27 protein-coding genes are annotated in these 25,856 nt (G+C 69.6%); 9 read left to right on the forward strand and 18 right to left on the reverse strand.

Features of this window, described 5'->3' with window-relative positions; genetic code table 11:
* Window positions 1-18: 18 nt before the first annotated feature.
* The 3 genes from H9L17_RS02980 to purE all read right to left on the reverse strand — a co-directional run bounded on the left by H9L17_RS02980 (window position 19) and on the right by purE (window position 2,259).
* A complete protein-coding gene (locus H9L17_RS02980) occupies window positions 19-528 on the reverse strand; it encodes a CcdC protein domain-containing protein (protein ID WP_187570884.1) in 510 nt (169 codons plus the stop codon).
* Between the two features lie 70 nt (window positions 529-598).
* Window positions 599-1,738, reverse strand: coding sequence for a 5-(carboxyamino)imidazole ribonucleotide synthase (locus H9L17_RS02985; RefSeq protein ID WP_187571835.1), 1,140 nt, complete (start codon window positions 1,736-1,738; stop codon window positions 599-601).
* A gap of 14 nt (window positions 1,739-1,752) precedes the next feature.
* Complete coding sequence (gene purE / locus H9L17_RS02990; protein ID WP_187570885.1) at window positions 1,753-2,259, reverse strand: 5-(carboxyamino)imidazole ribonucleotide mutase; 507 nt, start codon at window positions 2,257-2,259, stop codon at window positions 1,753-1,755.
* Between the two features lie 59 nt (window positions 2,260-2,318).
* Here purE and H9L17_RS02995 point away from each other — a divergent pair, with 59 nt between their 5' ends.
* Together H9L17_RS02995 and nadC are read left to right on the forward strand one after the other, a co-directional pair.
* Entirely contained in the window at window positions 2,319-2,588 is a 270-nt protein-coding gene (locus H9L17_RS02995) for a Trm112 family protein (protein WP_187570886.1), read from the forward strand.
* Window positions 2,585-3,454, forward strand: coding sequence for a carboxylating nicotinate-nucleotide diphosphorylase (gene nadC, locus H9L17_RS03000; RefSeq protein ID WP_187570887.1), 870 nt, complete (start codon window positions 2,585-2,587; stop codon window positions 3,452-3,454). The genes H9L17_RS02995 and nadC overlap by 4 nt, the downstream gene beginning before the upstream one ends.
* A 43-nt stretch (window positions 3,455-3,497) precedes the next feature.
* Here nadC and H9L17_RS03005 read toward each other — a convergent pair whose 3' ends face one another.
* Both H9L17_RS03005 and H9L17_RS03010 read right to left on the reverse strand, forming a co-directional pair.
* Entirely contained in the window at window positions 3,498-3,896 is a 399-nt protein-coding gene (locus tag H9L17_RS03005) for a cupin domain-containing protein (protein WP_187570888.1), read from the reverse strand.
* A gap of 180 nt (window positions 3,897-4,076) precedes the next feature.
* Window positions 4,077-6,194 carry a TonB-dependent receptor family protein gene (locus H9L17_RS03010; RefSeq protein ID WP_187570889.1) on the reverse strand — a complete coding sequence of 706 codons (2,118 nt, stop codon included), beginning with the start codon at window positions 6,192-6,194 and terminating at the stop codon, window positions 4,077-4,079.
* Between the two features lie 452 nt (window positions 6,195-6,646).
* Between H9L17_RS03010 and H9L17_RS03015 the strand changes: the two genes are divergently transcribed.
* A complete protein-coding gene (locus tag H9L17_RS03015) occupies window positions 6,647-6,982 on the forward strand; it encodes a DUF3301 domain-containing protein (RefSeq protein WP_187570890.1) in 336 nt (111 codons plus the stop codon).
* A 278-nt stretch (window positions 6,983-7,260) separates the two neighbouring features.
* Here H9L17_RS03015 and H9L17_RS03020 read toward each other — a convergent pair whose 3' ends face one another.
* The 6 genes from H9L17_RS03020 to H9L17_RS03045 form a co-directional block, all read right to left on the reverse strand.
* Window positions 7,261-7,722 (reverse strand): ClpXP protease specificity-enhancing factor, encoded by a 462-nt coding sequence (locus H9L17_RS03020; RefSeq protein ID WP_246455154.1) that lies wholly within the window; start codon window positions 7,720-7,722, stop codon window positions 7,261-7,263.
* 12 nt (window positions 7,723-7,734) lie between these two features.
* Window positions 7,735-8,370, reverse strand: coding sequence for a glutathione S-transferase N-terminal domain-containing protein (locus H9L17_RS03025; RefSeq protein WP_187570891.1), 636 nt, complete (start codon window positions 8,368-8,370; stop codon window positions 7,735-7,737).
* 118 nt (window positions 8,371-8,488) lie between these two features.
* Window positions 8,489-9,232: a cytochrome c1 gene (locus H9L17_RS03030; protein WP_187570892.1), complete on the reverse strand. Its 744-nt coding sequence runs from the start codon at window positions 9,230-9,232 to the stop codon at window positions 8,489-8,491.
* Complete coding sequence (locus H9L17_RS03035; protein ID WP_187570893.1) at window positions 9,225-10,508, reverse strand: cytochrome b; 1,284 nt, start codon at window positions 10,506-10,508, stop codon at window positions 9,225-9,227. The genes H9L17_RS03030 and H9L17_RS03035 overlap by 8 nt, the downstream gene beginning before the upstream one ends.
* A gap of 3 nt (window positions 10,509-10,511) precedes the next feature.
* Window positions 10,512-11,111 (reverse strand): ubiquinol-cytochrome c reductase iron-sulfur subunit, encoded by a 600-nt coding sequence (petA, locus tag H9L17_RS03040; RefSeq protein ID WP_187570894.1) that lies wholly within the window; start codon window positions 11,109-11,111, stop codon window positions 10,512-10,514.
* 105 nt (window positions 11,112-11,216) lie between these two features.
* Window positions 11,217-12,146, reverse strand: a complete 930-nt coding sequence (locus H9L17_RS03045; RefSeq protein WP_187570895.1) for a lytic transglycosylase domain-containing protein — start codon at window positions 12,144-12,146, stop codon at window positions 11,217-11,219.
* A 146-nt stretch (window positions 12,147-12,292) separates the two neighbouring features.
* Between H9L17_RS03045 and miaB the strand changes: the two genes are divergently transcribed.
* A complete protein-coding gene (gene miaB / locus H9L17_RS03050; protein ID WP_187570896.1) occupies window positions 12,293-13,726 on the forward strand; it encodes a tRNA (N6-isopentenyl adenosine(37)-C2)-methylthiotransferase MiaB in 1,434 nt (477 codons plus the stop codon).
* 73 nt (window positions 13,727-13,799) lie between these two features.
* On the opposite strand, the gene H9L17_RS03055 is transcribed toward miaB, so the two are convergent.
* The 6 genes from H9L17_RS03055 to H9L17_RS03080 form a co-directional block, all read right to left on the reverse strand.
* Window positions 13,800-14,126, reverse strand: coding sequence for a hypothetical protein (locus H9L17_RS03055; RefSeq protein ID WP_187570897.1), 327 nt, complete (start codon window positions 14,124-14,126; stop codon window positions 13,800-13,802).
* Window positions 14,123-15,787: an amidohydrolase gene (locus tag H9L17_RS03060; protein ID WP_187570898.1), complete on the reverse strand. Its 1,665-nt coding sequence runs from the start codon at window positions 15,785-15,787 to the stop codon at window positions 14,123-14,125. The genes H9L17_RS03055 and H9L17_RS03060 overlap by 4 nt, the downstream gene beginning before the upstream one ends.
* A 76-nt stretch (window positions 15,788-15,863) precedes the next feature.
* Window positions 15,864-16,946 carry an ABC transporter permease gene (locus H9L17_RS03065; protein ID WP_187570899.1) on the reverse strand — a complete coding sequence of 361 codons (1,083 nt, stop codon included), beginning with the start codon at window positions 16,944-16,946 and terminating at the stop codon, window positions 15,864-15,866.
* A complete protein-coding gene (locus H9L17_RS03070) occupies window positions 16,943-17,866 on the reverse strand; it encodes an ABC transporter ATP-binding protein (protein WP_187571837.1) in 924 nt (307 codons plus the stop codon). The genes H9L17_RS03065 and H9L17_RS03070 overlap by 4 nt, the downstream gene beginning before the upstream one ends.
* A 233-nt stretch (window positions 17,867-18,099) precedes the next feature.
* On the reverse strand, window positions 18,100-19,041 hold the full coding sequence (locus H9L17_RS03075; RefSeq protein ID WP_187570900.1) for an HlyD family secretion protein: 942 nt from the start codon (window positions 19,039-19,041) through the stop codon (window positions 18,100-18,102).
* Window positions 19,038-19,718 carry a TetR/AcrR family transcriptional regulator gene (locus H9L17_RS03080; RefSeq protein ID WP_187570901.1) on the reverse strand — a complete coding sequence of 227 codons (681 nt, stop codon included), beginning with the start codon at window positions 19,716-19,718 and terminating at the stop codon, window positions 19,038-19,040. Before H9L17_RS03080 ends, H9L17_RS03075 begins: the two co-directional genes overlap by 4 nt.
* A 73-nt stretch (window positions 19,719-19,791) precedes the next feature.
* On the opposite strand from H9L17_RS03080, the gene H9L17_RS03085 reads away from it, so the two are divergent.
* From H9L17_RS03085 to corA, 5 genes are all read left to right on the forward strand, one after another.
* On the forward strand, window positions 19,792-20,772 hold the full coding sequence (locus H9L17_RS03085) for a PhoH family protein (protein WP_187570902.1): 981 nt from the start codon (window positions 19,792-19,794) through the stop codon (window positions 20,770-20,772).
* Between the two features lie 9 nt (window positions 20,773-20,781).
* Entirely contained in the window at window positions 20,782-21,264 is a 483-nt protein-coding gene (gene ybeY, locus H9L17_RS03090) for an rRNA maturation RNase YbeY (RefSeq protein WP_187570903.1), read from the forward strand.
* Window positions 21,265-21,338: 74 nt separating this feature from the next.
* Window positions 21,339-22,217 carry a CorC family transporter gene (locus H9L17_RS03095; protein ID WP_187570904.1) on the forward strand — a complete coding sequence of 293 codons (879 nt, stop codon included), beginning with the start codon at window positions 21,339-21,341 and terminating at the stop codon, window positions 22,215-22,217.
* 156 nt (window positions 22,218-22,373) lie between these two features.
* A complete protein-coding gene (locus tag H9L17_RS03100; RefSeq protein ID WP_425507384.1) occupies window positions 22,374-23,567 on the forward strand; it encodes a lipoprotein N-acyltransferase Lnb domain-containing protein in 1,194 nt (397 codons plus the stop codon).
* Between the two features lie 31 nt (window positions 23,568-23,598).
* A complete protein-coding gene (corA, locus tag H9L17_RS03105) occupies window positions 23,599-24,594 on the forward strand; it encodes a magnesium/cobalt transporter CorA (protein WP_187570906.1) in 996 nt (331 codons plus the stop codon).
* A 1-nt stretch (window position 24,595) separates the two neighbouring features.
* On the opposite strand, the gene H9L17_RS03110 is transcribed toward corA, so the two are convergent.
* On the reverse strand, window positions 24,596-25,849 hold the full coding sequence (locus tag H9L17_RS03110) for a DUF819 family protein (RefSeq protein ID WP_187570907.1): 1,254 nt from the start codon (window positions 25,847-25,849) through the stop codon (window positions 24,596-24,598).
* Window positions 25,850-25,856 lie beyond the last annotated feature (7 nt).

The raw sequence follows: 25,856 nt of genomic DNA on the forward strand, positions 1-25,856 counted from the left end.
CCGTTTGCGCGGCGGGCATCAGGCCTGCGGCGGATGCTCGCCCAATTCCCGCATCCGCCGGATCAGGCCGATGCTGTAGTACAGCGTGTAGGCCACCAGCGCGGCGGCGATCGCCATCGTCAGCACGCTGGGCTGCTGCTGGACGCCCTGCATGCCGCCGCCGTGGGTGAAACGCCAGATCATGCGCACGACCAACGCCAGCGTCAGCAGGCCGCCGACCCACGGATTCGGGATGTAGGTGCGCACGCCGTCGCGCCATTCGGCATGGGTGTGGCGCAGCCCGATCCAGCCCAGCACGCCACCCACCGCCGCGCCGCCCGCCATCGGCAGCAGCGCATGCGGCACGAACACGGCAGCCACCGCCAGCATCAGCGCCACGAGCGCGATCAGCACCAGGCGGAACCAGGTGCGCTTCGGCTTCCACGCCTGCGGTCCGAAATTGCGGCGCACGCGCCTGTACAGCACCCAGCCCACCAGGACCGGCATCGCGTAGGGCAGCATCTGGTTCGGTTGCAGGATCATCGGCATTCGCAGGCGCGGCGGTTGCCCGCATCCTGCCACGGATCGCCACGATCCCGAAGCGCGCGGCCCTTGCGGGTCAGACGAGGCGTTCGATCACCGGCGCGACCTGCGCTCCTCGCTCCAACGCATCGCCGATGCGACGCAGGGCCTCGGCCAGTTCCTGCCGTGAATTCGCGCGCAGCGTCGCGTGCCCGACCTTGCGGCCCGCGCGCGGCGACTTGCCGTAGTCGTGCCAGTGGCCGCCCGCTTCGCGCAGCACCGCGTCGGCATCCGGCATCGCGCCGATCCAGTTGAGCATGCAGGCGTGCCCGACCATGCGGGTGTCGCCCAGCGGCATCCCGAGCACCGCGCGCAGGTGGTTCTGGAACTGGCTGGTCTCGCTGCCTTCGATGGTCCAGTGGCCGGAGTTGTGCACGCGCGGCGCCATCTCGTTGGCCAGCAGCTCGCCGTCGCGGCAGAACAGCTCCAGCGCGAACACGCCGACGTAGTCCAGCGCCTCGGCCAGCTTGCTCGCGTGCGCCAGCGCGGTGTCGCGCAGCGCGTCCTCCACCGGCGCGGGGGCGAGACTGGCCGAGAGCACGCCGTCGACGTGCCAGTTCTCGGTCAGCGGCCAGGCGCGGAACTCGCCGTCGCGGCCGCGCACGGCGACCACCGAAAGCTCGCGCTGGAAGGCGACGAAGCCTTCCAGGATCAGCCCGACCTTCGCCGCCTGCGCGCCCAGCGCGTCCCAGGCGGCATCGACGTCGCCGGGCGACTTGATGCGGAACTGGCCCTTGCCGTCGTAGCCCAGCCGGCGGGTCTTGAGGATGCAGGGCGTGCCCAGCTCCGCCACCGCCGCCTGCAGTTGCTCGCGCGTGTCGATGGCGGCGAACGGCGGCACCGGGATGCCCAGCTCGCGGAACAGGGTCTTCTCGGCCAGCCGGTCCTGCGCCGTCGCCAGCGCGCGCGGGTTCGGGAACACCGGTACGCGCGCGGTCAGCCACTGCGCGGATTCCGCCGGCACGTTCTCGAAGTCGAAGGTCGCCACGTCGATGCGCGAGGCGAATTCCTGCAGTGCGTCCTGGTCGGTGTAGTCGCCCACCACCATCGGCGCGAACTGGCCGGCGCAGGCGTCGGCCACCGTGTCCAGCACCAGGAAGCGCAGGCCCAGCGGCGCGCCGGCCAGCGCCATCATGCGGGCCAATTGCCCGCCGCCAAGAATGCCCACTGTGGTCATCGGGGACGCCGCGGTCACTTGCGCGGATCGTCGTTGTTCACGACGTCCTCGGTCTGCTTCGCGCGGAACGCGGCCAGCGCATCGCCGACGGCGGGGTGGTCATTGGCCAGCATCGCCGCCGCGAACAGCGCCGCGTTGGCCGCGCCGGCGTTGCCGATGGCGAAAGTGGCGACCGGGATGCCGGCCGGCATCTGCACGATCGACAGCAGCGAATCCATGCCGTTCAGCGCCTTGCTCTGCACCGGCACGCCCAGCACCGGCACCGCGGTCTTGGAGGCCAGCATGCCCGGCAGGTGCGCCGCGCCGCCGGCGCCGGCGATGATCGCGCGCAGGCCGCGCGCGGCGGCAGTGTCGGCATACGAGAACAGCACGTCGGGCGTGCGGTGCGCGGAGACCACGCGGACTTCGTGCGGCACGCCCAGCGCTTCGAGCTTTGCAGCCGCGTGCTGCATCGTCTCCCAGTCGGAGCGCGAACCCATCACGATGCCGACCAGAGGTGCGGCGTTGTTGGCAGCGGACATGACAATCCCCGGTCGCTAAAGACGTATTCTAACGGCCCCCGTTTCCCGTTGCCTCTCCGATGGATCGCAAGCTGCTCGACATCCTGGTCTGCCCCGCCACCCGCCAGCCGCTCTCGCTGCTGGACGCGGCCGGGCTCGACGCCTTCAACCGCGCGATCGCCGCCGGCGCCGTGAAGCGCGAAGACGGCACGCCGCAGGCGGACGCGCTGCGCGAGGCGCTGCTGACCCGCGACCGCAAGACCGTCTACCGGATCGACGACGGTATCCCGGTGCTGCTGGCCGAAGAGGCCATGACGACATCGCAGGTCGGCGACTTCCCGGCGGCATGAGCGTGCGCTTCGCCCCGCCGCCGGAGGACGCGGTCGCCGCCGACGTGGCCGCCGCGCTGGCCGAGGACATCGGCCTTGGCGACGCGACCGCATCGCTGCTGGACGACGCGCCCGACAGCGCCTATCTCCTGTGCAAGGAAGACTGCGTGGTGGCCGGCCGGCCCTGGTTCGACGCCTGCCATCGCGCGCTCGATCCCGAGGTGCGCATCGACTGGCGCTGCGACGAGGGCGACCGCATCGCCAGGGGCACCGTCATCGCCACCCTGCAAGGCCGCAACCGCGCGCTGGTCAGCGCCGAGCGCGCCTCGCTCAATTTCCTGCAGACCCTGAGCGGCACCGCCACCGTCACCGCGCAGTACGTCGATGCGGTGCGCGGCACCGGCGCGAAGATCCTCGACACCCGCAAGACCCTGCCCGGCCTGCGCGTGGCGCAGAAATACGCGGTGCGCGTGGGCGGCGGCATGAACCACCGGATGGCGCTGTTTGATGCGGTGATGCTGAAGGAGAACCACATCCGCGCGTTCGGCTCCGTGGCGGCGGCCATCGCGCGCGCGCGCGCGCTGCATCCGGAGCTGCCGCTGATCGTCGAGGTGGAAACGCTGGAACAACTGCGCGACGCGCTGGACACCGGCTGTACCCGCGTGCTGATCGACGACTTCGACGCGGCGACCCGGCGCGAAGCGGTGCGCATCGCCAAGGGCGCGCCTTACCACGGCCGCATCCCGCTGGAAGTCTCGGGCGGCGTGGACATGGACACGCTGCGCGGGATCGCCGAGGACGGCGTGGACTGCATCTCGATCGGCGCGCTGACCAAGCACGTCCGCGCCATCGACTTCTCGTTGAAACTCGGCCCGCCGCCCGCTTGAAGGCGGCACGCGGATGTCGCGTGCCGCCCTTCCCCCCCGGCGCTCAATGCGCGCCGAGGCGCACCAGCAGCAGATCGAGGTCGGTCTTCGCCGTCACTCCGTGCGATTCGCCCGGCTGCAGGTGCAGCACCTGGCGCTCGTGCAGGGGAACGGTCTCGCCGGAAATCTCGAATTCGCCGCTGCCGCCCAGCACGACCACCAGCACCCTGTCCGGCGCGGCATGGGCAGGAAGCCGGGTGCCGGCCTTGAGCTGCAATTGCATGACCTTGGCGGTGTCGTACTGACCCACCTGCACCATCTTGCGCGCCTCGGCCAAGCCGGTGGCGGCAGGCGCGGCGGCCAGATCGGCGAGGCGTGGCGGCGGCGGGACATCGGCGGCGATCGCGCCCGGCGCGATCGCGATGCCCAGCAGCAGGGAAGACAGCAGAAGAGGAAATTTCATGGGCGTTCTCCGTCAGGCTGGATGGATCGGGGGGTTGTTGCTTTGGTTCGCGTCCGCTGGAGCATCGAGCCCGACCGGACGTCTTATGGGCATGGCTCGGCACGGGAAGGGCCGGGGAAACTTCGGCGTTCCCTGCCATCGATCCGTGCAGAACGGGTTCCTCGCTCTCCTCGCGCCGGATCAGAACCGCCAGGTCAGGCCGACCGTCGCGTTGCGACCGACGCCCTGCAGGAAGCCAGGCTGCGCCAGCGTTCCCTGATCCCGGATCACGTAGCTGCTGGCATAGCGGCGATCGGTCAGGTTGTCGGCATGCACGAACGCCGACCAACGGCCATCGCTGGCGGTGTATTCCAGGCGGAAGCCGAGCAGAGCGTAGCCATCCTGGTAAATGGCGCGGGTGTTGGCATGGTCGGTCGGGGTGTCGCCCGGCAACCAGCGCAGGTTCGGCCCCAGGCGCCATCCGCCATGCCGCCACAGCAGTTCGGCGCTGATCAGGTTGCGCGGCACGCCGGCGATGCGGTTGCCGGCGAACTGCCCGCCGTCGAAGGTGAAGTCGCTGTACGTCCACGCCAGCCGGTATTCCAGCGCGCCCGCAATCGCCATCGGCAGGCGGCCATCCAGCCCGGCCTCCACGCCCCGATGGGTGGTTCCGGCGGCATAGTTGTAGGTGCCGACCCGGCTGCCGGATTCGTCCACCATCGACATCAGCTCGTCGTCCACCCGGCTGTGGTAGGCGACCAGCGACCAGTTCACCCCGCCCAGCCGACCGCCGCCGCCGATTTCGACGGTGTCCGCGGTCTGCACCCGCAGCCGCAGCAGCGCTGCCTGGGCGGCCGCGGGATTGTTCGGCGGCGCATCCGCGGACACGATTTCCCACCAGGTCGGCACTTCATTGCTGCGGCTGAGATTGGCGAATAGGCGAAGGTCCTCGCGCGGTTGCCAGATCGCGCCCAGCCTGGGGCTGGCATGGCTGTAACGCTGATCCAGACGGATGCCGCGGGACAGGTCATGGGCATTGCGCTCGACCCGGCTCCATTTGCTCTCGGCCAGCAGCCGCACGTCGCCGCCGACCCGCCACCCCAACCCGGCGACCAGGTCCAGGCTGGACGCCTCGAGCCCGTAATGGCCGAAGCGCTGCAGGCGGCTGCCATTGGCCGGATTGTTGGCATAAAAATCGCGCGCGGTGTCACCGTCGGTCCAGGATGCCCCCAGCCGGTAGTCCAGGCGCCCACGCTCGCCGTTCCACTGGTACTGCGCGCCCCAGGTATCGGAATCGCTGACGTTGTGCACGGTCGGGTTCTTGAACAGGTCATCGGTGCCCTGCCACCACAGGCCCAAACGATGCCTGGAATCCGCGGCGCCCCATTCGGACGCATTGGCTACCCGCAGTTGGCGGGTATCGCGAAGCGGGTCGCGCCGGTAGACGTTGAGCAAAGTGTCCTGCGGCGTCGCGGCATCGCCCATCACCCCGCGCGGGTCGTCTTGGACGCGGTTCTTGGGCACCACGTTGGGAATGTGGAAGAACAGGTCGGTCCACGATAGCCAGGTGCGATTGCTGAAGGTTTCGCCAGCGCGCCAGCCGGTATTGAAATGGACCGCGCTGCGTTCGCCGTCGGCGTGGTGGCGATAACCGTCGTAGCGGTCGTGGCTGGCGCCGATCCACCAGTCGGCGCGCTCGCCGGCGCCACCCCAGGCCAACTGGCCGCCACGGCGGCCGTCGCTGCCGCTTTCCAGGCGCAGGCGTCCCCGCTCGTCGGCGCCGTTGAGGCTGAAGAAATCGATCTCGCCGCCCAGCGTGGTGGCGCCGGGACTGAGCGCATTGGCGCCGCGGCGGGCGCTGACGAACGCCGCGTTGCGCTGCTCCAGCAGGCCGATGACGAAAGAGCCATCGGCTTCGTTGAGCGGGACGCCATCCTGCAGCAGCAACAGGCCGCGGTTGACCGGATTGCTCTGGATTCCGGAGCCGCGGACGTTCAGCCGGGGCTGGTCGATGCCGCCGAAGAACTCCTGCAGCACTATGCCGGGCTGATAGTCCAAGGCATCGCGCAGCGTGGCTTGGCGGCCGGCATCGTGCAGATCGATCAGGTTGGTGCCGCCGGGAACGCGCTCGAGGCGCCGGCGCTCGTCGGTGACGCTGGGCGCCACCGGGGTGGCGATGCTGCGACCGAGCACGGTGATTCGATCCAGATCGACCGGCTCGGCGGTTCCGGGCCTTGTTTGCGCAGCGACGGGATTCCCGGCAAGGACAGAGGCGATACCGATGGTCAGCAGGTGCCGGCGGATGCGGAGGGCGAGCATGTTCGAAAATCTCCAATCAGGAAGAGAAAGGCGCGAAGGCGGTGTGCGCGGACCGAGCCATCGGTCGCGTCGGCCGTGGCGCAGCGCTATCTCAGGCATTTCACAAATAAGAATCATTTACATTTCAAGCATGTTCGCTCCCCCCTTCTCCGTCGCAAATGACATGCGTCAACCCGCGCACTGGTCGTCCACGGAAACTTCCGTTCGACAGTGACTGCACGGCGCTGCCCGGCAGCGGGAACGGGGCGAGCTTGCCTTCTTGGCAAGACGGGTCGGGTGCGACGAGGCGGAAACGGGGGGATCCGAGCCGTCGGCACCGGGCAAGCGCACTTCCACGCCATTCCTCCCAGGAACCGCACAGACCGGGACGCGGTGGCCACCACACGGATGCCGCGGGGCAGCCGGCATCGGCACGGATTTACCGTCGCCGCGCCTTGCGGCACGATGTCGGCATGCCCACCCTGCTCATCCTGATGATCGTCGGCGCCGCCGGCTTCTTCTTTTTCACCGCCTCCCGCGCAGCGGCCGAGCGCGCCGCCGAGATCGGCCGCGACGCCTGCGAGGCCGCCGGCGTGCAGTGGCTGGACCAGTCCGTGCACGCCACCGGCCTGCGCCTGCGCCGCATGGACAATGGCTGGCTTGGCTTGGAGCGCAGCTTCCGCTTCGAGTATTCCGAGGACGGACAGGACCGCCACATCGGCCGGGTCCAGCTGCTAGGCGGCAAGCTGGTGGGCTTCAGCGGCCCGAGTCGCGCCGCGCAGGCGGTGGTGCGGAGCTTTCCGCAGTAGGCCGGCAAGCAGCCGGAACACCGGATTCGCCGCCGATTGATCCGGCCCTCAAATGGTTTCCGGTAGAGCGCAGCTTGCTGCGCTGCCTGGCGTTTAGCCGAGCAAGCTCGGCTCTACACAAAGCGGCGGCGGATGCGACTATTTGAGGGCCGGACCAATAACGGAATTGATGCGTCACGAGCCGCACTGGAATGCGAGGTCGGGCATTCCGAAATGCTGGATCCCCGCCTGCGCGGGGATGACGCAACGCCGGCCGCGCTGAAGCGCGGCGCGTTGCGTCACTTGATGATGCGCAGATGGCTGCCGCGCTTGGGCGGATCGGAGCGCGGCGGCGGGTCGGTATCGGCCGGAGTTTCCGGCGCGGCCGAAGGCGCGGCATCGGCGCCGGCATCCGCGGTTTCGGACGGCAGGTCCGCCGGCAGCGCCATGCCCTGCCCGGTCTCGCGCGCATAGATCGCGATCACCGCCGCCATCGGCACCACCACCGACTGGCTTACGCCGCCGAATCGCGCGGAGAAGCGCAGCGCGTCGTTGTCCATTTCCAGCCGGGCCACCGCGCGATCGGCGATGTTGAGCACCACCTGCCCGTCCTTGACGGTGTGCGCGGGCACCCGCACGCCGGACACGCGCGCATCCACCAGCACGTGCGGGGTCATGCCGTTGTCGGCGATCCACTCGTACAGCGCGCGCAGGATGTACGGGCGCTGGCTGGTCATCGGCGGCAGGACGGGCTCACCCATTGCGCTCGCCCATCAGAGCGTCAGCTCGCGCAGGTTCTTTTCCTGGTCGGTCAGGCTGCGCACGAAGCCGGGGTTGCGGAAGATGCGGTTGCCGTATTCCTCGATCACCTTGCCGTCCTTCGGCAGCGGCACGCCCAGCGCGTCCAGGCGCCAGATGATCGGCGCCATGGCGCAGTCGGCCAGGCTCATTTCGCCGTTGAGGAAGAACTTGTAGGCCTTGAACAGCGGCACCGACTGCGCCAGCAGTTCCTTCAGGCGCTTGCGGCCGGCCTCGGCCTGCTGCTTGTTGCCGAGCTGGATGGCCTGCACCTGCGGCACCCAGTCGTGCTCGATGCGCAGCATCGCCAGGCGCAGGCGGGCGCGGGCCAGCGGTTCCACCGGCATCAGCGGCGGATGCGGATAGCGCTCGTCGAGGTATTCGCTGACCACGCTCGCCGCATACAGCACCAGGTCGCGTTCGACCAGGGTGGGCACCGAGTGGTACGGGTTCAGGTCGATCAGATCCTCGGGCGGATGCTGCGGATCGACGGGGATGAGGTCGTAGGTGACGCCTTTCGCGGCCAGCACCAGGCGAACCCGGTGGCAGAGCACGTCGTCGACGGCGGAAAACAGGGTCAAGGCGTTACGCATGCGCGGACTCACAGCCATCATCAGGATCACTCCCGCGCCCGCCGGACTCCGCCGGACGCACCCGCGCCGCCCGCAGGATGCGGGCGGCAGTCAAGCTTCGTTCCCCGTGGCGGGCGTCCTTGCCATCCGCCGCCGATCAGTGAACGTCCCGCCAGTATTCCTGCTTCAGCAGCCAGGCGACGAAGGCGAAGAAGACGAGGAACAGGACCGCCCACACGCCGACGTTCTGGCGCTTGAGCGCCGCCGGCTCGCCGACGTATTCGAGGAAGGCGGTGATGTCGCGCACGGTGCGGTCGAACTGTTCCGGACTCTGGCTGCCCGGCTGGCTCACGGTGAAGCCTTCCACCGGCAGCTCGCCGGCTTCGGTCTTCTTGCCGTAGACCGGCTGCTGCACGCCCTGCAGCTCCCACAGCGGGTTCGGCATCGAGGCGTTGGCGAACAGGGTGTTGTTCCAGCCGACCGGGCGGCCCTCGTCCACGTAGAAGGACTTGAGGTAGGTGTAGATCCAGTCGCTGCCGCGCACGCGGGCGATCAGGCTCAGGTCCGGCGGCGCCTTGCCGAACGCGGCCACGCCCATCGCCGGCGTCATCGCCGAGATCACGTGGTCGCCGATCTTGCCGCCGCTGAAGTTGAGGTTGGCCATCACGTCGTCTTCGCTGAGGCCCAGGTCCTCGCCGATGCGCGCGTAACGCATGTACTTCAGCGAATGGCAGCCGCCGCAGTAGTTCATGAACAGGGCCGCGCCGCGCTGCAGCGAAGCCTTGTCGTTGAGGTCGACGCCCGACTGCTGCAGGTTGCCGCCCTCGTTCGCCAGGGCCACGGTGCTGAGCAGGAGGCCGGCGGCGAACGTCGCCGCGCGGGTCAGGAAGTTCTTAGTCATGCATCGTCACCCGTTCCGGCACCGGCTTGGTCTTGTCGAGCTTCGACCAGACCGGCATGGTGATGAAGAAAGCGAAATAGAGGAAGGTCAGCACGCGGCCGATGATCGCCTCGACCGGGTCGGTGCCCGGGCCGCCGCCGATCTTGGCCAGCCAGCAGAAGCAGACCACGAACATCAGCAGCATCGCCCAGCTCAGCCAGCCGCGGTAGCGGTAGGACTTGACCGGCGACTTGTCCAGCCACGGCACCAGGAACAGGCAGACGATCGCGCCGAACATCACCAGCACGCCCCACAGCTTGATGCCGAAGAACGAGGGCACCACGCGCAGCATCGCGTAGTACGGGGTGAAGTACCACACCGGCTTGATGTGCGACGGCGTCACCAGCGGGTTGGCCTCGGTGAAGTTGTCGTGCTCGAGGAACAGCCCGCCGAAGGTCGGCGCGAAGAAGATCACGAACGCCGCGATGATCAGGAAGCAGGCGACGAAGAAGGTGTCCTTCACCGTGTAGTACGGGTGGAACGGCACGCCGTCGGCCGGCGCGGTGGGCGACCAGCGGTTGCCCTTCGGGCCCTTCTTGATCTCCACGCCGTCGGGGTTGTTGGACCCCACTTCGTGCAGGGCGAAGATGTGCAGGGTCACCAGCAGCAGCAGCACCAGCGGCAGCGCGATGACGTGCAGGGCGAAGAAGCGGTTCAGCGTCGCGTCGCCCGGGTTGAAGTCGCCCATGATCCATTCGGTCAGGCCGCCGCCGATCACCGGGATCGCGCCGAACAGCGAGATGATCACCTTGGCGCCCCAGTACGACATCTGGCCCCACGGCAGCACGTAGCCCATGAAGGCTTCGGCCATCAGCACCAGGTAGATCACCATGCCGAGCAGCCAGACCAGCTCGCGCGGCTTGCGGTAGCTGCCGTACATCAGCCCGCGGAACATGTGCAGGTAGATGACGATGAAGAACAGCGACGCGCCGGTGCTGTGCATGTAGCGGATCAGCCAGCCCCACTCCACGTCACGCATGATGTATTCGACCGAGCTGAAGGCTTCCGCCGCGCTCGGCTTGAACTGCATCGTCAGGAAGATGCCGGTGACGATCTGGTTGACCAGCACCACGCTGGCCAGGATGCCGAAGATGTACCAGATGTTGAAGTTCTTCGGAGCGTAGTACTCCGACATGTGCTTGCGGTAGAACGGCATCAGGCCGTGCGCGCGCTCGTTGACCCACTCCATGACGCCGTTGGCGGCGTCGCAGGCGGCTTGCGTGATCTTGTTCGCCATGGCTTACGCGGCTCCCTTCGGGTCGACGCCGATGACCAGGGTGTTGTCGTCCTCGAAATGGTAGGGCGGCACCGGCAGGTTGGCGGGCGCGGGCTGCGCCTTGAGGACGCGCCCGGCGAGGTCGTAGCGCGACTTGTGGCAGGGACAGAAGTAGCCGCCCTTCCAGTCGGGATCGAACGGCTCGGGCTTGACCTCGGCGTGCAGCTCGGGCGCGCAGCCCAGGTGGGTGCAGACGCCGACCAGCACCAGCACCTCGGGCTTGATCGAACGCCACTCGTTCTTGGCGTAGGCCGGCTGCTGATCGATGTTGTCCGACTTGGGGTCGGCCAGCAGCGCATCCATCTGCGGCAGCATGTCCAGCATCGACTTCGAGCGCTTGGCGACGAAGATCGGCTGGCCGCGCCAGTTGATGACCATCTGCTGGCCTTCCGCCAGCTCGCTGATGTCCTGGGTCACCGGCGCGCCGGCGAAACGCGCGCGCGCACTGGGGCTCCATGACTTGATGAACGGCACCGCCGCGAAACCGGCACCCACCGCTCCCACCACCGCGGTCGTCGCGGTGAGGAACCGGCGCCGACCGGTGTTGACCTCTTCGTTGGCCATCCCGCACTCCGAAAAAAATACGCAAGAAAACACGGTTGCGGCAGGTCGGCGACGCGCTGGCGAACGCTGGCCGGCCGCAAAAGACAGGGAAGTGTAACGGAACGCTTAACGGGCCGACAATCCGCCCCGCAGCGGCGACGCCACCGGATTCGAGGCGCCGCGATAGCGTTCCGCCAGCACGCCCACGCGCTGGACGTAGCGCTGGGTTTCGCTGTAGGGCGGCACGCCGCCGTACTTGTCCACCGCGCCCTCGCCGGCGTTGTAGCCCGCCGCGGCCAGGGTCAAATTGCCGTTGAAGCGCCGCAGCAGCCAGGCCAGGTACTGCACGCCGCCGCGGATGTTCTGGCTCGCGTCGAAGGCGTTGGCGACGCCGAAGCGGCGGGCGGTGGCCGGCATCAGCTGCATCAGCCCCTGCGCGCCGACCCGCGAGAGCGCGTTCGGGTTGAACGCCGATTCGGCATGGATGATGGCGCGCACGATGGCTTCGTCCACGCCGTGCTCGCGCGCGGCGGTGCGGATCTCGTTCTCGTAGGCGGCGGTGTTCAGCCGCAGAGTGCGGAAGTTCAGCCCGGGCAGGACGCCGCAGGCGTAGCACTTCTCGATGTAGCTGTAGTGGATGGTGCGGATCGACGACGCCGGCAGGCCGCGCGGACGCACGCTGGCGTAGGTGCGCACGCCTTCCTTGTCGACATAGGAGTAGACCTGCCCGCGCACCACCCGCGGCGCGGAGGCGGCGGGCGCGGGCGTGGCCGGAGCGAAGGCGGCAGCCGGAATCGTCGATGGCGCGGCGGCCGGCTTGTCGGCCTCCTTCGCGGCCAGCGCCGTCGCCTGCATCGCCGCCGGCGCGGCCGGTTTGGGCGCGGCGCGTGCGGGCCTGGCGCTGTAGCTGCGCACCAACGTGCATTTCGCGCCCGGCAGGCGCTTGCTGACGTAGCTGGTCACGCCGTCGCCGCTCGCGCACTTGTAGATCCCGCCCGCCAATGCGGGCGCGGACAGCGCGAACAACAGCAACCCCAGGACCGGCCTCCCCTTCATGGGCGGGAAGTCTTACCCCATCGCCGCGCGATGGCAAGTGCAAGTGCTTGATTTTGCGCGCCGAGCCCAGCCCGGCGGCGCGCCTGGCGGTAGAATCGCCGACCCAATCACCGGCCCGGACTACCCGCCGCGCCCCGGAACCCGCCATGACCGACCTGCATCCCCTGCCCTCGCCGCCCGCCGCCCGCGTGTCCCGTCCGGGGGCGAAAAAGCCTGCCGATGCCTCGGCATCGGTAAAAAAACTCTTTATCCAGACCCACGGCTGCCAGATGAACGAGTACGACTCGGCCCGCATGGCCGACGTGCTGCACGCCGAGGAAGGCATGGAGCTGACCACGAACGCCGACGAAGCCGACGTGATCCTGATCAATACCTGCTCGATCCGCGAAAAAGCGCAGGAAAAGGTGTTCAGTCAGCTGGGCCGCTGGAAGGGCCTGAAGCAGGGCGACCGCCCGGTCATCATCGGCGTCGGCGGCTGCGTGGCCTCGCAGGAAGGCGCGGCGATCCTCGACCGCGCGCCCTATGTGGACCTGGTGTTCGGCCCGCAGACCCTGCACCGCCTGCCGGAGCTGATCCGCGCCCGCCGCGAGCAGGACAAGCCGCAGGTGGACATCAGCTTTCCCGAGATCGAGAAGTTCGACCGCCTGCCCGAGCCGCGCGCGGAGGGCCCGACCGCCTTCGTCTCGATCATGGAAGGCTGCTCGAAATATTGCTCGTATTGCGTGGTGCCCTACACCCGCGGCGAGGAGATCAGCCGCCCGTTTGAGAGCGTGCTGACCGAAGTGGCCGAACTGGCCGCGCAGGGCGTGCGCGAGGTCAACCTGCTGGGCCAGAACGTCAACGCCTACCGCGGGCCGCTGGGCGATGGCGAGGAAACGGCGGACCTCGGCCTGCTGATCCGCGCGATCGCCGAGATCGACGGCATCGGCCGCATCCGCTTCACCACCTCGCATCCGCTGGAATTCAGCGATTCGCTGATCGAGGCCTACCGCGACGTGCCGAAGCTCGCCAACTACCTGCACCTGCCGGTGCAGGCTGGCAGCGACCGCATTCTGGCAGCGATGAAGCGCGGCTACACCGCGCTGGAGTTCAAGCACAAGATCCGCAAGCTGCGCGCGGTGCGGCCGGACATCTCGGTCAGCTCGGACTTCATCGTCGGCTTCCCCGGCGAGACCGACGCGGACTTCGAGAAGACGATGAAGCTGATCGAGGACGTGGGCTTCGACCAGAGCTTCTCCTTCATCTATTCGCGCCGCCCCGGCACCCCGGCCGCCGACCTGGAGGACACCACCACCGGCGAAGAAAAGCACGCGCGGCTGGACCGCCTGCAAAAGCACATCACCGCGCACGCGGCGACGATCTCGCGGGCGATGGTGGGCAGCGTGCAGACCGTGCTGGTGGAAGGACCGTCGCGCAAGAACCCGGACGAGCTGACCGGCAAGACCGAGAACATGCGCTCGGTGAACTTCGCGGCGCCGAAGCGGCTGATCGGGCAGTTCGTGGACGTGCTCATCACCGAGGCGATGAGCAATTCGCTGCGCGGGCGGGTGGTGATGGCGGGCGAAGAAGCCGCCGCCTGATCAGTCGCGGCAAACAAATGCCCCACTCAAGCCTGTGCCGCGACGCGGCCCCGGCTTGAGCGAACTGCCAAGGTCACAGCCAGCGGATCGCTACTGCCGCGATCAGCAACACGACGCCGACGGCCGCCACCCAATCGAACCATCCGCTTACGCGCGGCTTGGGCTTGAACGCCTGCCGCAATGGCATGGTCAGGCTGACCGGATTCCTGAATGCCTCCGGCGCGAGCAACAGGAAGCCGAGCCCCGTCAGCAGCCTGAAGCTCTGCCCCATACCGCCATACAGCCAGTCGGCGACATTGAACAGGCCGCAGACCAGAAAGAGGATTCCCCACGCTTTCGAGCGTGGCGTGGCCGCATCGCGCCTAACGGCGTTCTCCGCGCGGGCTTCGATGTCCTTCATTTCTTCTTCGCCTCGTACACGGCCTTGCCATCCACGTAGGTCGCGCGCACGTCCAGCGTGCGCAGCGCCGCCTCCGGCACCGCCAGCGGGTCTTCGGCCAGCACCACGAAATCGGCGCGCTTGCCGGGCGCGAGGCTGCCGACTTCGTTCTCGGCAAAGCCCGCATAGGCCGCTTCCAGGGTGAAGCCGCGCAGCGCCTCGAACGCGGTCAGCTTCTCGTCCGGATACCAGCCGCCCGCCGGCAGGCCCTTGCCGTCGCTGCGGCTGACCGCCGCGTACAGGCCCAGGCGCGGATCGACCGATTCCACCGGGAAGTCCGAACCCAGCGCGAGATGCGTGCCCGCGTCGCGCAGCTGGCGCCAGGCGTAGGCGCCGACGATCCGCTGCGGGCCCAGCCGGTCCTCGGCCCACGGCATGTCGCTGGTCGCGTGGGTGGGCTGCATCGAGGCGATGACGTGCATCTGCGCCAGCCGCGGCAGGTCTTCGGGCGAAAGCACCTGCGCGTGTTCGATGCGCCAGCGGTGGTCGCTTTCCACGTCCTTGCCCAGCGCCTTGGCGTAGGTGTCGAGCGCGACGCGGTTGCCGCGGTCGCCGATGGCGTGGGTCGCCACCTGCACGCCGCAGCGGTGCGCCTTGTCGGCGGCGGCAGCCAGTTCCTCCGGCGACATCACCATCAGCCCGCGGTTGCCGTGGTCGTCGCTGTAGTCGGCCAGCAGCGCCGCGCCGCGGCTGCCCAAGGCGCCGTCGGCGTACAGCTTCACCGCGCGCATCTGGAGGCGGCCGGAAGGATGCCGGTACAGGCCGTTCCTGCACAGCGATTCCAGCGCGGCGTTGTTGCCGTCGGCCATCGCGTAGATGCGCAGCGGCACCTGCCCGCGGTCGGCCAGGCGCTGGTAGCGGTGCAGTTCCTCCAGCGGGATGCCGGCGTCGTGCACGCCGGTCAGGCCGTGTTCGACCGCCGCCCGCATCCCCAGCGACAGCGCCTTCTCGGCAGTGGCATCGCTGGCGGCCGGCTGCGCGGCATCGACCAGCGCCATCGCGTTGTCGACGAACACGCCGGTCGGCTGGCCCTTGTCGTCGCGGCGGATGGTGCCGCCGTCCGGCTGCCAGCTGCCGCTGAGGTCGCGCTTCACCGCGCGCATCGCGGCGCTGTTGGCCCAGCCGGCGTGGCCGTCGATGCGCGACAGCCAGACCGGGCGGCCGGGGAACGCGGCGTCGAGGTCGGCGGCGGTCGGGAACGCCTTCTCCGGCCAGTCGTTCTGGTCCCAGCCGCGCCCGATCAGCCATTCGCCCGGCTTCAGTTCCTTTTCCTTGGCGCGCAGGCGTTCGAGGATCTCGGCCTTGTCCGCGGTATCGACCAGATCGGCGGTCAGCATCGCCCAGCCCAGCCCGGAGACGTGGCCGTGCGCGTCGATCAGCCCCGGCACCACGGTGGCGTTGCCGACGTCCAGCCGCTTCGCGCCGGGATGGCGCGCCAGCAGGTCCTTCGCGTCGCCCACGTCGAGGATCTTGCCCGACGCGTCGAACGCCACCGCCTGCGCCTGCGGCCGCGCGGCGTCCATCGTGTGGATGCGGTGCGCGGTCAGCACGGTGGTCTGCGCCAGCGCCGGGCCGGCCAGCAGTCCCAGCGCCAGCGCCATCATGGAATCCAGCTTCCGCATCGCCCCGTCTCCCTCGCCCGTGTGTGCGGCGACTGTACGAGAGCACGGCGCCGATTGCGACCGTGCCGGCGCGCGCTCAGTCCAGCCGCTTGCGGAAACGCAGCGTCGCCAGCCCCATCATCGCGACGGTGAAGACGATCAGCGCCAGCGCGTCCGGCCACAGGTCCGCGACGTGCGCGCCGCGCAGCATCACGCCGCGGATCAGGCGCATGAAGTGGGTCAGCGGCAGGACCTCGGCCAGCCACTGCACCGCCACCGGCATGCCGTCGAACGGGAACATGAAGCCGGACAGCAGGATCGACGGCAGGAACAGGAAGAACGCCATCTGCATGGCCTGGAACTGAGTCTTCGCCAGCGTCGAGATCAGCAGGCCGAGGCCGAGGTTGGCGACCACCAGCAGCGCCGAGGCGACGTACACGTCGAGCAGGCCGCCGCGGATCGGCACCTGGAACAGCAAGGCGCCCAGCAGCAGCACCAGGGTCACCTGCACCAGCCCGGCGGCGATGTAGGGCAGCACCTTGCCGACCATCAGCTCGCCGCTGGACACCGGCGTGGTGATCAGCAGTTCGAGGTTGCCGCGCTCGCGCTCGCGCACGATGGACATGGCGGTGAACATCACCATGGTCATCGTCAGGATCACGCCGATCAGCCCCGGCACCACGTTGACCGCGGAGATGCGCGCCGGGTTGTACAGCGGCAGCACGCCGATGGGCGATGCCGGCGCGGCGCCCGCGCCGTCCAGCGGCATCATCACCAGCTGGCGCGCGGCGGCCTGCACGGAGGTGTCGCTGCCGTCGACGATCACCTGCACCGCCTCGCGCCCGTCGATGCGGCGACGCTCGAAGTCCGGCGGCACCAGCACGCCGACCTTGATCTTTCCGGCGTGCAGCAGCGCCTGCAATTCCTGCGGCGTGCGCGCGCCGGCGACCGGCCGCACCACGCCGGTGGCGAACAGGTCCTGCACGAACGCGCGCGAGCCGCCGGTGTCCGCCATGTCGGCCACCGCCGCCGGCAGGTTGCGCACGTCGAGGTTGATCGCGTAGCCGAACAGCAGCAGTTGCATCGTCGGGATGCCGATCATCATCGCCACCGTCATCCGGTCGCGCGCCATCTGCCGCACTTCCTTCCACATCACCGCGAGGATCTGCTGCGGCTTCATGCGGCCCGAGCCTCCGCGCGCCCTTGGGTGGCGGCGACGAACACGTCCTCCAGGTTCGGCTCGATGGCCCGCACCTCCGCCTCGATGCCCCGCGCCCGCAGCGCGTCGCGCAGGCGCGCGGCGGCGTCGCCGTTGCCGGCGCAGAGCACGCGCAGTTCGTTGCCGATCTGGGCCACGCTGAGCACGCCGTCCACCGCATGCAGCGCGGCCTGCGCGCGGCGCGGCTCGCGCGCCTGCACGCCCAGCGTGCGTCCGGCCAGCCGCGCGGTGAGCTCGTCCGGCGTGCCGTCGGCCATCAAGCGGCCGGTGTCGAGGATGGCGATGCGGTGGCAGCGCTCGGCCTCATCCATGTAGTGCGTGGAAACGAGGATGGTGGTGCCGGCGTCGGCGAGGTCGAACAGTTTTTCCCAGAAATCGCGGCGCGATTCCGGGTCGACCGCGCTGGTCGGTTCGTCCAGGAACAGCAGTTCCGGCTCGTGCACCACCGCGCCGGCCAGCGCCAGCCGCTGCTTCTGGCCGCCGCTCATGGTGCCGGCCAGCTGGCGCGCGCGGTCGGCCAGGTCGTAGGTTTGCAGCAGCGCATCGACGCGCCTGCGTCGCGCCTCGCGCGGCAGGCCCTGCACCGTGGCGAGGAACTCCAGGTTCTCGCGCACGCTGAGGTCTTCGTACAGCGAGAACTTCTGGGTCATGTAGCCGATCCGCCGGCGCAGCGCCTCGGCCTGCTCGGGGATGCGCAGGCCGAGCACTTCGATGTCGCCCGCGCTCGGCGTCAGCAGGCCGCAGAGCATGCGGATGGTGGTGGACTTGCCGGAGCCGTTGGGGCCGAGGAAGCCGTACACGCTGGCGCGCGGCACCGCGAGATCGACGCGATCCACCGCCAGCAGCGCGCCGAAGCGCTTGCTCAGGCCGTGGGCGCGGATGGCGATGTCAGACATCCTTCAACCTCACGATCCGAACACACCGATGCCGTCATTCCCGCGAAGGCGGGCCGCTTCCGACGAGCGAATGTTTGTCCAATCCAGCCTCTTTGCTGTTGCCTCTGCTTTTCCTATGCAAAGGGAAAAGCGCAAGACGCTGGATTCCCGCCTTCGCGGGAATGACGAGCAAAAACATGACGCGCAAGGCCAGCCGAGCAAAGGCAGGCAATCCGTAATCATCGGACGAACTCCACCCGTACCGGGATGCCCGCGGGCAAGTCCACCGGCGCATCCAGCACGATCTCGGCGAGATAGCTGAGCCTCGCCGCGTCGTCGCCGCTCAGCGCGTAGTACGGGGTGAACACCGGCTCGCTGCGTACCATCCGCACGTGGCCGGCCAGGCTGCCGTCGCGGCCGTCGACGAATACCCGCGCCGCCTGCCCCGACTTCACGTCCGCGCGCAGGCGCTCCGGCACGTAGACACGCGCGTGCGGCGCATCGCCGACCAGCAGGATGGCCAGCGGCGCGCCGACCGGCGCCTGGTCGCCCAGCTTGTACGGCAGGCTGTCCACGCGACCGGCGCGCGGCGCGGCGACGTCGAGCTTGTCCAGCGTCGCCGACTGCACCGCGGCCTGCGCCTGCGCGGCGGCGGCGGCGGCTTCGCCCTGGGCGACGCGCTCCATGCGGGTGCCGTGCAGCAGTTCGTCCAGCGCCGCCTGCGCTGCGCGCACCTGTCCGTCGGCGTTGCCGGCGGCGGCGCGAGCGCGATCGACGTCGGCCACCGCCACCAGCTTGCGCTCGCCCAGCGGACGCAGGCGGGCGTAGTAAGCGCGCGCCTCGGTCGCCTGCGCCTGCGCGGCGGACAGGCTGGCGCGGGCCTGCGCGATCTGTTCGGCGCGCGGGCCGGCCCGCAGTTCGGCCAGCGCCTCGCCGCTCTGCCGCGCCTGCGCCTGCGCGGCCTCCAGCTGCGAGCGCGTGCGGGTCGCTTCCAGTTGCAGCAGCCGCGCGCCCGCCGCGACCCGCTGGCCTTCCTTCACGTCGATGGCGACGATCTTCTCCGCCACCGGCGCGGGCAGCGTGATGCGATCCCATTCCAGCGTGCCCAGCACCTGCGGCTCCTGCCTGGAGCAGCCGGCCAATGCCAGCAACGCCAGCGCGGCCAAAGCGGTCTTCGTCATGGCTTCAGCTCCAGTCCGCGATCCAGCAGCGCCAGCGCATGCCGGCGCACGTCGTCCATGCCGAGGTCGCCGGCGTCGAACATCTGCCGCCAGATCGGCGCGCCGGCGGCGGGAAATAGGGTCAGCCCGACCAGCGTCGGCACCAGCAGGCGCGGGTCGAGGTCTGCGTTGAGGCGGCCTTCGGCCTGCGCCTGGGCGAAGCGCGCGGCCACCAGCCGTGCCAGGTCGGGCGCGATCCGCGTGGTCAGCAGGTCGCGCAGCGCGCCGCCTTCGCACAACACCTCGCGCACCCAAAGCTGCGGCCACCACGGATGCAGCCGCACCGCCTCGGCGATGCCGTGGACGAAGGCGGCGACGAGATCGGCCACGTCGTCGCCCGCGCCCAGCAATCTGTCGCGCACCAGCGCGAACACCGGCATCGCGCGCTCCTGCACCACCGCGTCCAGCAGCTGCGCCTTGTCGCCGAAGTAGTAGTGCAGCAGCGCCGGGGTGACGCCCGCCTCGGCCGCGATGTCGCGCAGCGAGGTCGCGGCGATGCCCTTGCGCACGTAGCAGGCCAGCGCCGCGTCCAGCACGCTGGCGCGCTGGTCGGGCGCGTCGGCGCCGGGCCGGCCGGGCGCGCGGCGGCGCGGTTTCGCGGCGGCGGGCTTTCTTGCGGGGGGCTTGGCCGTGTTCATTCCCATAATTTAATTCAACAATTAATTAAGACGCAACACCCCGTTTCACGGGCCCGCGCGCTACCCTTTCGCGATGCCGATCCAACGCGACTTCACCCTCGACCCCGCCGACACCGAACGCCTCGCCAATCTGGCCGGGCCGTTCGACGCCCACCTGCGCCTGATCGAACTGCGCCTCGGCGTGGAGATCGCCAACCGCGGCAACGTGTTCCGCGTCAGCGGCGACGACGAACACGCCGTGGCGCAGGCCGAACGCTTCCTGCGCCAGCTCCATGACGATGCCGCCGACGAGGCGCTGGACGAACACGCCATCCATCTGCGGCTGGGCGCGTTCGCGGGCGACGAGCCCGCCCCCGTCGCCGTCGGCGACTACGCGCCGCAGGACGTGGCCGTGCGGGTCAAGCGCGGCACCCTGCGCGGGCGCGGCGACAACCAGCGCAAGTACCTGCACGCCATCGCCACCCACGACATCAACTTCGGCGTCGGCCCCGCCGGCACCGGCAAGACCTTCCTCGCGGTGGCGATGGCGGTGGATGCGCTGAACCAGTCGCGCGTGCAGCGCGTGATCCTGGTGCGCCCGGCGGTGGAAGCTGGCGAGAAGCTCGGCTTCCTGCCCGGCGACCTCACCCAGAAGGTCGATCCCTACCTGCGCCCGCTGTACGACGCGCTGTACGAGATGCTGGGCGTGGAGAAAGTGGCGCGGCTGCTGGAGCGCAACGTCATCGAGATCGCGCCGCTGGCCTACATGCGCGGGCGCACGCTCAACGACGCCTTCGTGATCCTCGACGAAGCGCAGAACACCAGCATCGAACAGATGAAGATGTTCCTGACGCGCCTGGGCTTCGGCAGCACCGCCGTCATCACCGGCGACCTGACCCAGATCGATCTGCCCAAGCACCAGAAGTCCGGCCTGAAGGACGCGGTGGAGGTGCTGCGCGGCGTGGAAGGCGTGAGCTTCACCTTCTTCGAGGCGCGCGACGTGGTGCGGCACCCGCTGGTGGCGCGGATCGTCAACGCCTACGAGGCGCGCGATGCCGCCAACGGACAGGCGTAGGATGCGCGCATGACCAAGGGTCCGATCCGCCTCGATGTCGCCGTCGGCTACGCCGCGCCGCGCGCCGGCGTGCCCGCGGCGGCGAGCTTCCGCAAATGGGTGGCGGCGGCGCTGGACGGCCGCATCCGCGAGGCCGACCTCGCCATCCGCATCGTCGACGAGAAGGAAGGCCGCGCGCTCAACCACCACTACCGCGGCAAGGACTACGCCACCAACGTGCTCAGCTTCCCGGCCGAACTGCCGGAAGGGTTGCCGAAGGGCGTGAAGCTGCCGCTGCTGGGCGACTTGGTGCTGTGCGCACCGGTGGTCGCGCGCGAGGCGGAAGAACAGGGGAAGCCCTCCGGCGCGCACTACGCGCACCTGACCGTGCACGGCTGCCTGCACCTGCTGGGCTGGGACCACGAGGACCCGCGCGAGGCCGAGGCGATGGAGCAGCTGGAGCGCGAAATCCTGGCCGGCCTGGGCTTGCCCGATCCCTACCGGGACGCCTGAACGCTGCCTTCCTGCCGCCTTCGCGCGGATTCGCTAGACTTCCCCCGTTGCAAGCCAAGAGGCCCCCACGCCCCATGTCAGAGGACGACAGTCGGCACTCCGCCGACCCCGAAGAACGCCCCGCCGAGAAACCCCATCGCTCCTGGCTGGACCGCATCAGCGCCGCGCTTTCCGGCGAGCCGACCAGCCGCGAGGATCTGGTCGAGCTGCTGCGCGACGTGCAGGCCGACGGCCTGATCGGCTCCGACACCCTGCGGATGATGGAAGGCGCGGTGAACATCGCCGACATGACCGTGGGCGACGTGATGGTGTCGCGCGCGCAGATGGTCGCCCTGCCGGCGGACGGCAAGTTCCTCGACCTGATGAAGCAGGTGGTGGAATCCGGCCATTCGCGCTTCCCGGTGCACGGCGAGGACAAGGACGAGATCCTCGGCATCCTGCTGGCCAAGGACCTGCTGCGCGGCGTGGTCGCCGACAACGGCCCGGCCAGCATCCACGAGCTGCTGCGGCCGGCGGTGCTGATCCCCGAGTCGAAGAACCTCAACGTGCTGCTGCGCGAGTTCCGCCAGTCGCGCAACCACATGGCGATCGTCATCGACGAGTACGGCGGCGTCGCGGGGCTGATCACCATCGAGGACGTGCTGGAGCAGATCGTCGGCGACATCGACGACGAGCACGACGACGCGGCCGACGAATCCGCGCTGATCGCCGCGCAGGCCGACGGCCAGTTCGTGGTCGACGCGCTGACGCCCATCGCCGACTTCAACGAACGCTTCGGCGCCGACTTCGCCGACGACGAGTACGACACCATCGGCGGGCTGGTGACGGCCGCCATCGGCCACCTGCCGGAGGCCGGCGAGGAGCTGGCGCTGGGCCGCTTCCGCTTCCGCGTCGCCAGCGCGGACGCGCGCCGGCTGCTGGCGCTGCACGTGGGCGTGCATGCGGAACCTTGACGCCGTCATTCCCGCGAACAGGGCCGTCATTCCCGCGAAGGCGGGAATCCAGCTGTTGCTTTCATTGAAGCAAGAGCCGAAGAGCTGGATTCCCGCCTTCGCGGGAATGACGAGCCACAATTCCCCTTCGCGGGAATGACGGCCCTTGGCATGCGCATGACCAGACTTTTCCCGATCCTCCTGCTTCTGATGTGCGCAATGGGCATCGCGCATGCGCAACCTGCACAGACACAGGAAACGCCCGCGCCGCGCATCGGCGTGGTGACGATGGGCCCGGGCGAGATCTTCTGGGAGCGCTTCGGCCACGACGCCATCGTGGTGGACGATCCCGCGCAGCCGGCGCCGATCAGCTACAACTTCGGCTTCTTCGATATGGACGAGGACGGCTTCTTCGGTCGCTTCGTCAAGGGCGAGATGCAGTACCGGCTGGTCTCCCTGCCGTTGCAGGACGACCTCGCCTACTACCGCGAGGTCGGGCGCGGCGCGACGCTGCAATGGCTGGACCTGGACCCGGCGCAGGCCCGCCGGCTGGCCGCCGACCTGGCCGAGAACGCGAAGCCCGAGAACGCCCGCTACCGCTACGACTACTACACCGACAACTGCGCCACCCGCGTACGCGACGCGCTCGACCGCGCGCTGGACGGCCGCCTGCGCAAGCTGCTGGACAGCCGCTCCAGCGGCGACACCTGGCGCGGCGAATCGCTGCGGCTGGCCTCGCCCGCGCCGTGGATGTGGCTGGGCTTCGACATCGGCCTGGGCCCGGCCGGCGACCGCGCGCTGACCCGCTGGCAGCAGGACTTCCTGCCGCGCCGGCTGGCCGACGACCTGCGCAAGGTGACCCGCGCGGACGGCCGCCCGCTGGTCGCCACCGAAGTCGAACTGCTGCCGCAGCGGCAGGCGGCGGAGCCGGAGGAACACGAACAGTCGCTGTGGCCGTGGCTGCTGGCCGGCCTCGCGCTGGCCGCGCTGGTGCTTGCCGCGGGCCGACGCCATCCGCGCACGCTGGCCGCGCTGGCCGCCGGCTTCTGGCTGCTGTGCGGCCTGCTCGGCGCGGTGCTGGCGCTGGGCTGGGCGTTCACCGAGCACCGCGCGCTGTGGGCCAACCGCAACCTGCTGCTGCTGGATCCGCTGTGCCTGCTGCTGCTGCCCGGCGCATGGGCGCTGCTGCGCGGGCGCCTGCCCTCGCCGCGCTTCCGCGCGCTGCTGGTGGCGGTGGCGGTGCTGGCCGCGCTGGCCTGCCTGCCGCTGTGGCTGCAAGTGTCGCCGCAGCGCAACGGCCACTGGATCGCGCTGCTGCTGCCGCTGCACGCCACCCTCGCCCGCCTGTGGGCGCGTTCGCCGGACGCTTGATGCCCTTGCCGCGCGAAGGCAGGATGCGGCGATGAACGCCGTCCCCGCCCAACCCGCCTGCGTGGTCAATTGCGCCACCTACGACCGCGACGGCCATCGCCGCGACATCCTGCTGGACGACATCAGCGAGGCGCTGGCGGCCGACGACGGCAGCTTCGTCTGGGTCGGCCTGTACGAGCCGGAGGAGGCGCTGCTGGACAAGCTGCAGGACGAATTCGGCCTGCACGACCTCGCGGTCGAGGACGCCCACCACGCGCACCAGCGCCCGAAGCTGGAGTCCTACGGCAACAGCCTGTTCATCGCCGCGCACACCGCGCAGCGGATCGACGGCCACGTGCGCTTCGGCGAAACCCACGTCTTCGTCGGCCCGCGCTTCCTGCTGACCGTGCGGCACGGCGCCTCGCTCAGCTTCGCTCCGGTGCGGCAGCGGCTGGAGCGCGAACCCGACACGCTCGCCCACGGCCCCAGCCTCGCGCTGCACGCGGTGCTGGACTTCATCGTCGACAACTACCAGCCGATCGTGTCCGACTACGAGGCGGAACTCGACGCGCTGGAACAGGACGTGTTCGCGGAAAGCTACAAGCGCGGCACCATCAAGCGGATCTACACGCTGCGCAAGGAGCTGACCCAGATGCGGCTGGCGGTCGCGCCGATGCAGGACATCCTCTCGCAGCTGATCCGCACGCCGGTGCTCGCGATCCCGGACGAGGTGAAGCCGTACTTCCGCGACGTGCTCGACCACGCCGCGCGGGTCGGCGACAGCATCGACACCCTGCGCGAGATGGCCGCCGCGGCGATGAGCGTGAACCTGTCGCTGGTCACCGTGGCGCAGGGCGAGATCGTCAAGAAGCTGGCCGGCTGGGCCGGCCTGCTGGCCGCGCCGACGCTGATCACCAGCTGGTACGGCATGAACTTCGAGCACATGCCGGAGCTGCACGGGCGCTACAGCTACCTGGTGCTGATCGGCGCGGTGGCGCTGGTGTGCATCGGCCTGTACCGCTATCTCCGGAAGATCGACTGGCTCTGACTCAGGCGCCGGCCAGCGCCTTCAGCGCCAGCCCCAGCAGATAGGCCAGCACCGTGCCGGTGGCATAGCCCAGCGTGCCCAGAAGCGCGCCCACCGGCGCCAGCGCGGGATGGAACACCGAGGCCACCACCGGCGCCGACGCCGGCCCGCCGATGTGGCTCTGCGAACCCACCGCGAAATAGAACAGCGGCGCGCGGATCAGCCGCCCCACCAGCCACAGCACGACCACGTGGAAGCCGAGCCAGACCACGCCGAGCAGCAGCAGCGCCGGCTTGTCGAACACCGCGCCGATGTCCATCTGCATGCCGATGCAGGCGATCAGCACGTAAAGCAACAGCGTGCCGATGGTGGAGGCGCCCACGCCGTCGAGCCGGCGCATGCGGGTGAAGCTCAGCGCCAGTCCGGTGCCGGTGCAGATCGCGATGATCCATACCAGCGGCTCGCCCAGCCCGGCGCGCCTGGCCCACGGCGCCTGTTCGGCCAGCCACGGCGCGAATCCGCCGGCCACCGCGTGCGCCAGGCCGACCGTGCCGAACGCCAGCCCGAAGATCATCGCCATGTCGGTCAGCGTGGCCGGCCGCTCGTGCTGGCTGCGGTAGGCCGCGAGCCGCAGCTTGAGGTCGTCCAGCGCCGCCGTGTCCGCCTTCTGGCGCGCGTCGATGCTGGCCGCGCGCTGCGCCAGCAGCAGCAGGATCGCCATCCACACGTAGGCCACCGCCGCATCGACCACCGCGAACTGCCCGAAGGTGGTGGCGTCGACTTGGAAGATTTCCTTCATCGCCACCATATTGGCGCCGCCGCCGATCCAGCTGCCCGCCAGCGCGGCCATGCCGCCCCAGGTGTCGCCGCCCATCGTCTCCGGGAACAGCGCGCGCATCGCCACGAACGCCAGCACGCCGCCGAGCATGATGCTGGCGGAAGTCGCCGCATACATCGCCAGCAGCTTCGGCCCGAGCCGCAGGATCGCGGGGATGTCCACGGTCAGCGTCAGCAGCACCAGCGACGCCGGCAGCAGCACGCGGCTGGCCACCGGGTTGTAGAGCGCGCTGTGGGCGCCGTCGATCACGCCCGTGCTGTTGAGGATGCCGGGGATGAAGTAGCACAGCAGCAGCGGCGGAACGAAGTCGAAGAACCGGCGCAGCGCGCCCGACGGCCGCGACGAGGCCCAGAACACCCCGCCCAGCACGGCGGCCAGCAGGCCGAGGACGACGATGTCGTTTTCGATCAGCGCCTGCGGCGCCGCGGCGTCGATCATGCCGGCA

Origin of the sequence: Thermomonas brevis, from assembly GCF_014395425.1 — a bacterium.
In the GTDB taxonomy this organism is placed as follows: Bacteria; Pseudomonadota; Gammaproteobacteria; order Xanthomonadales; family Xanthomonadaceae; genus Thermomonas; species Thermomonas brevis.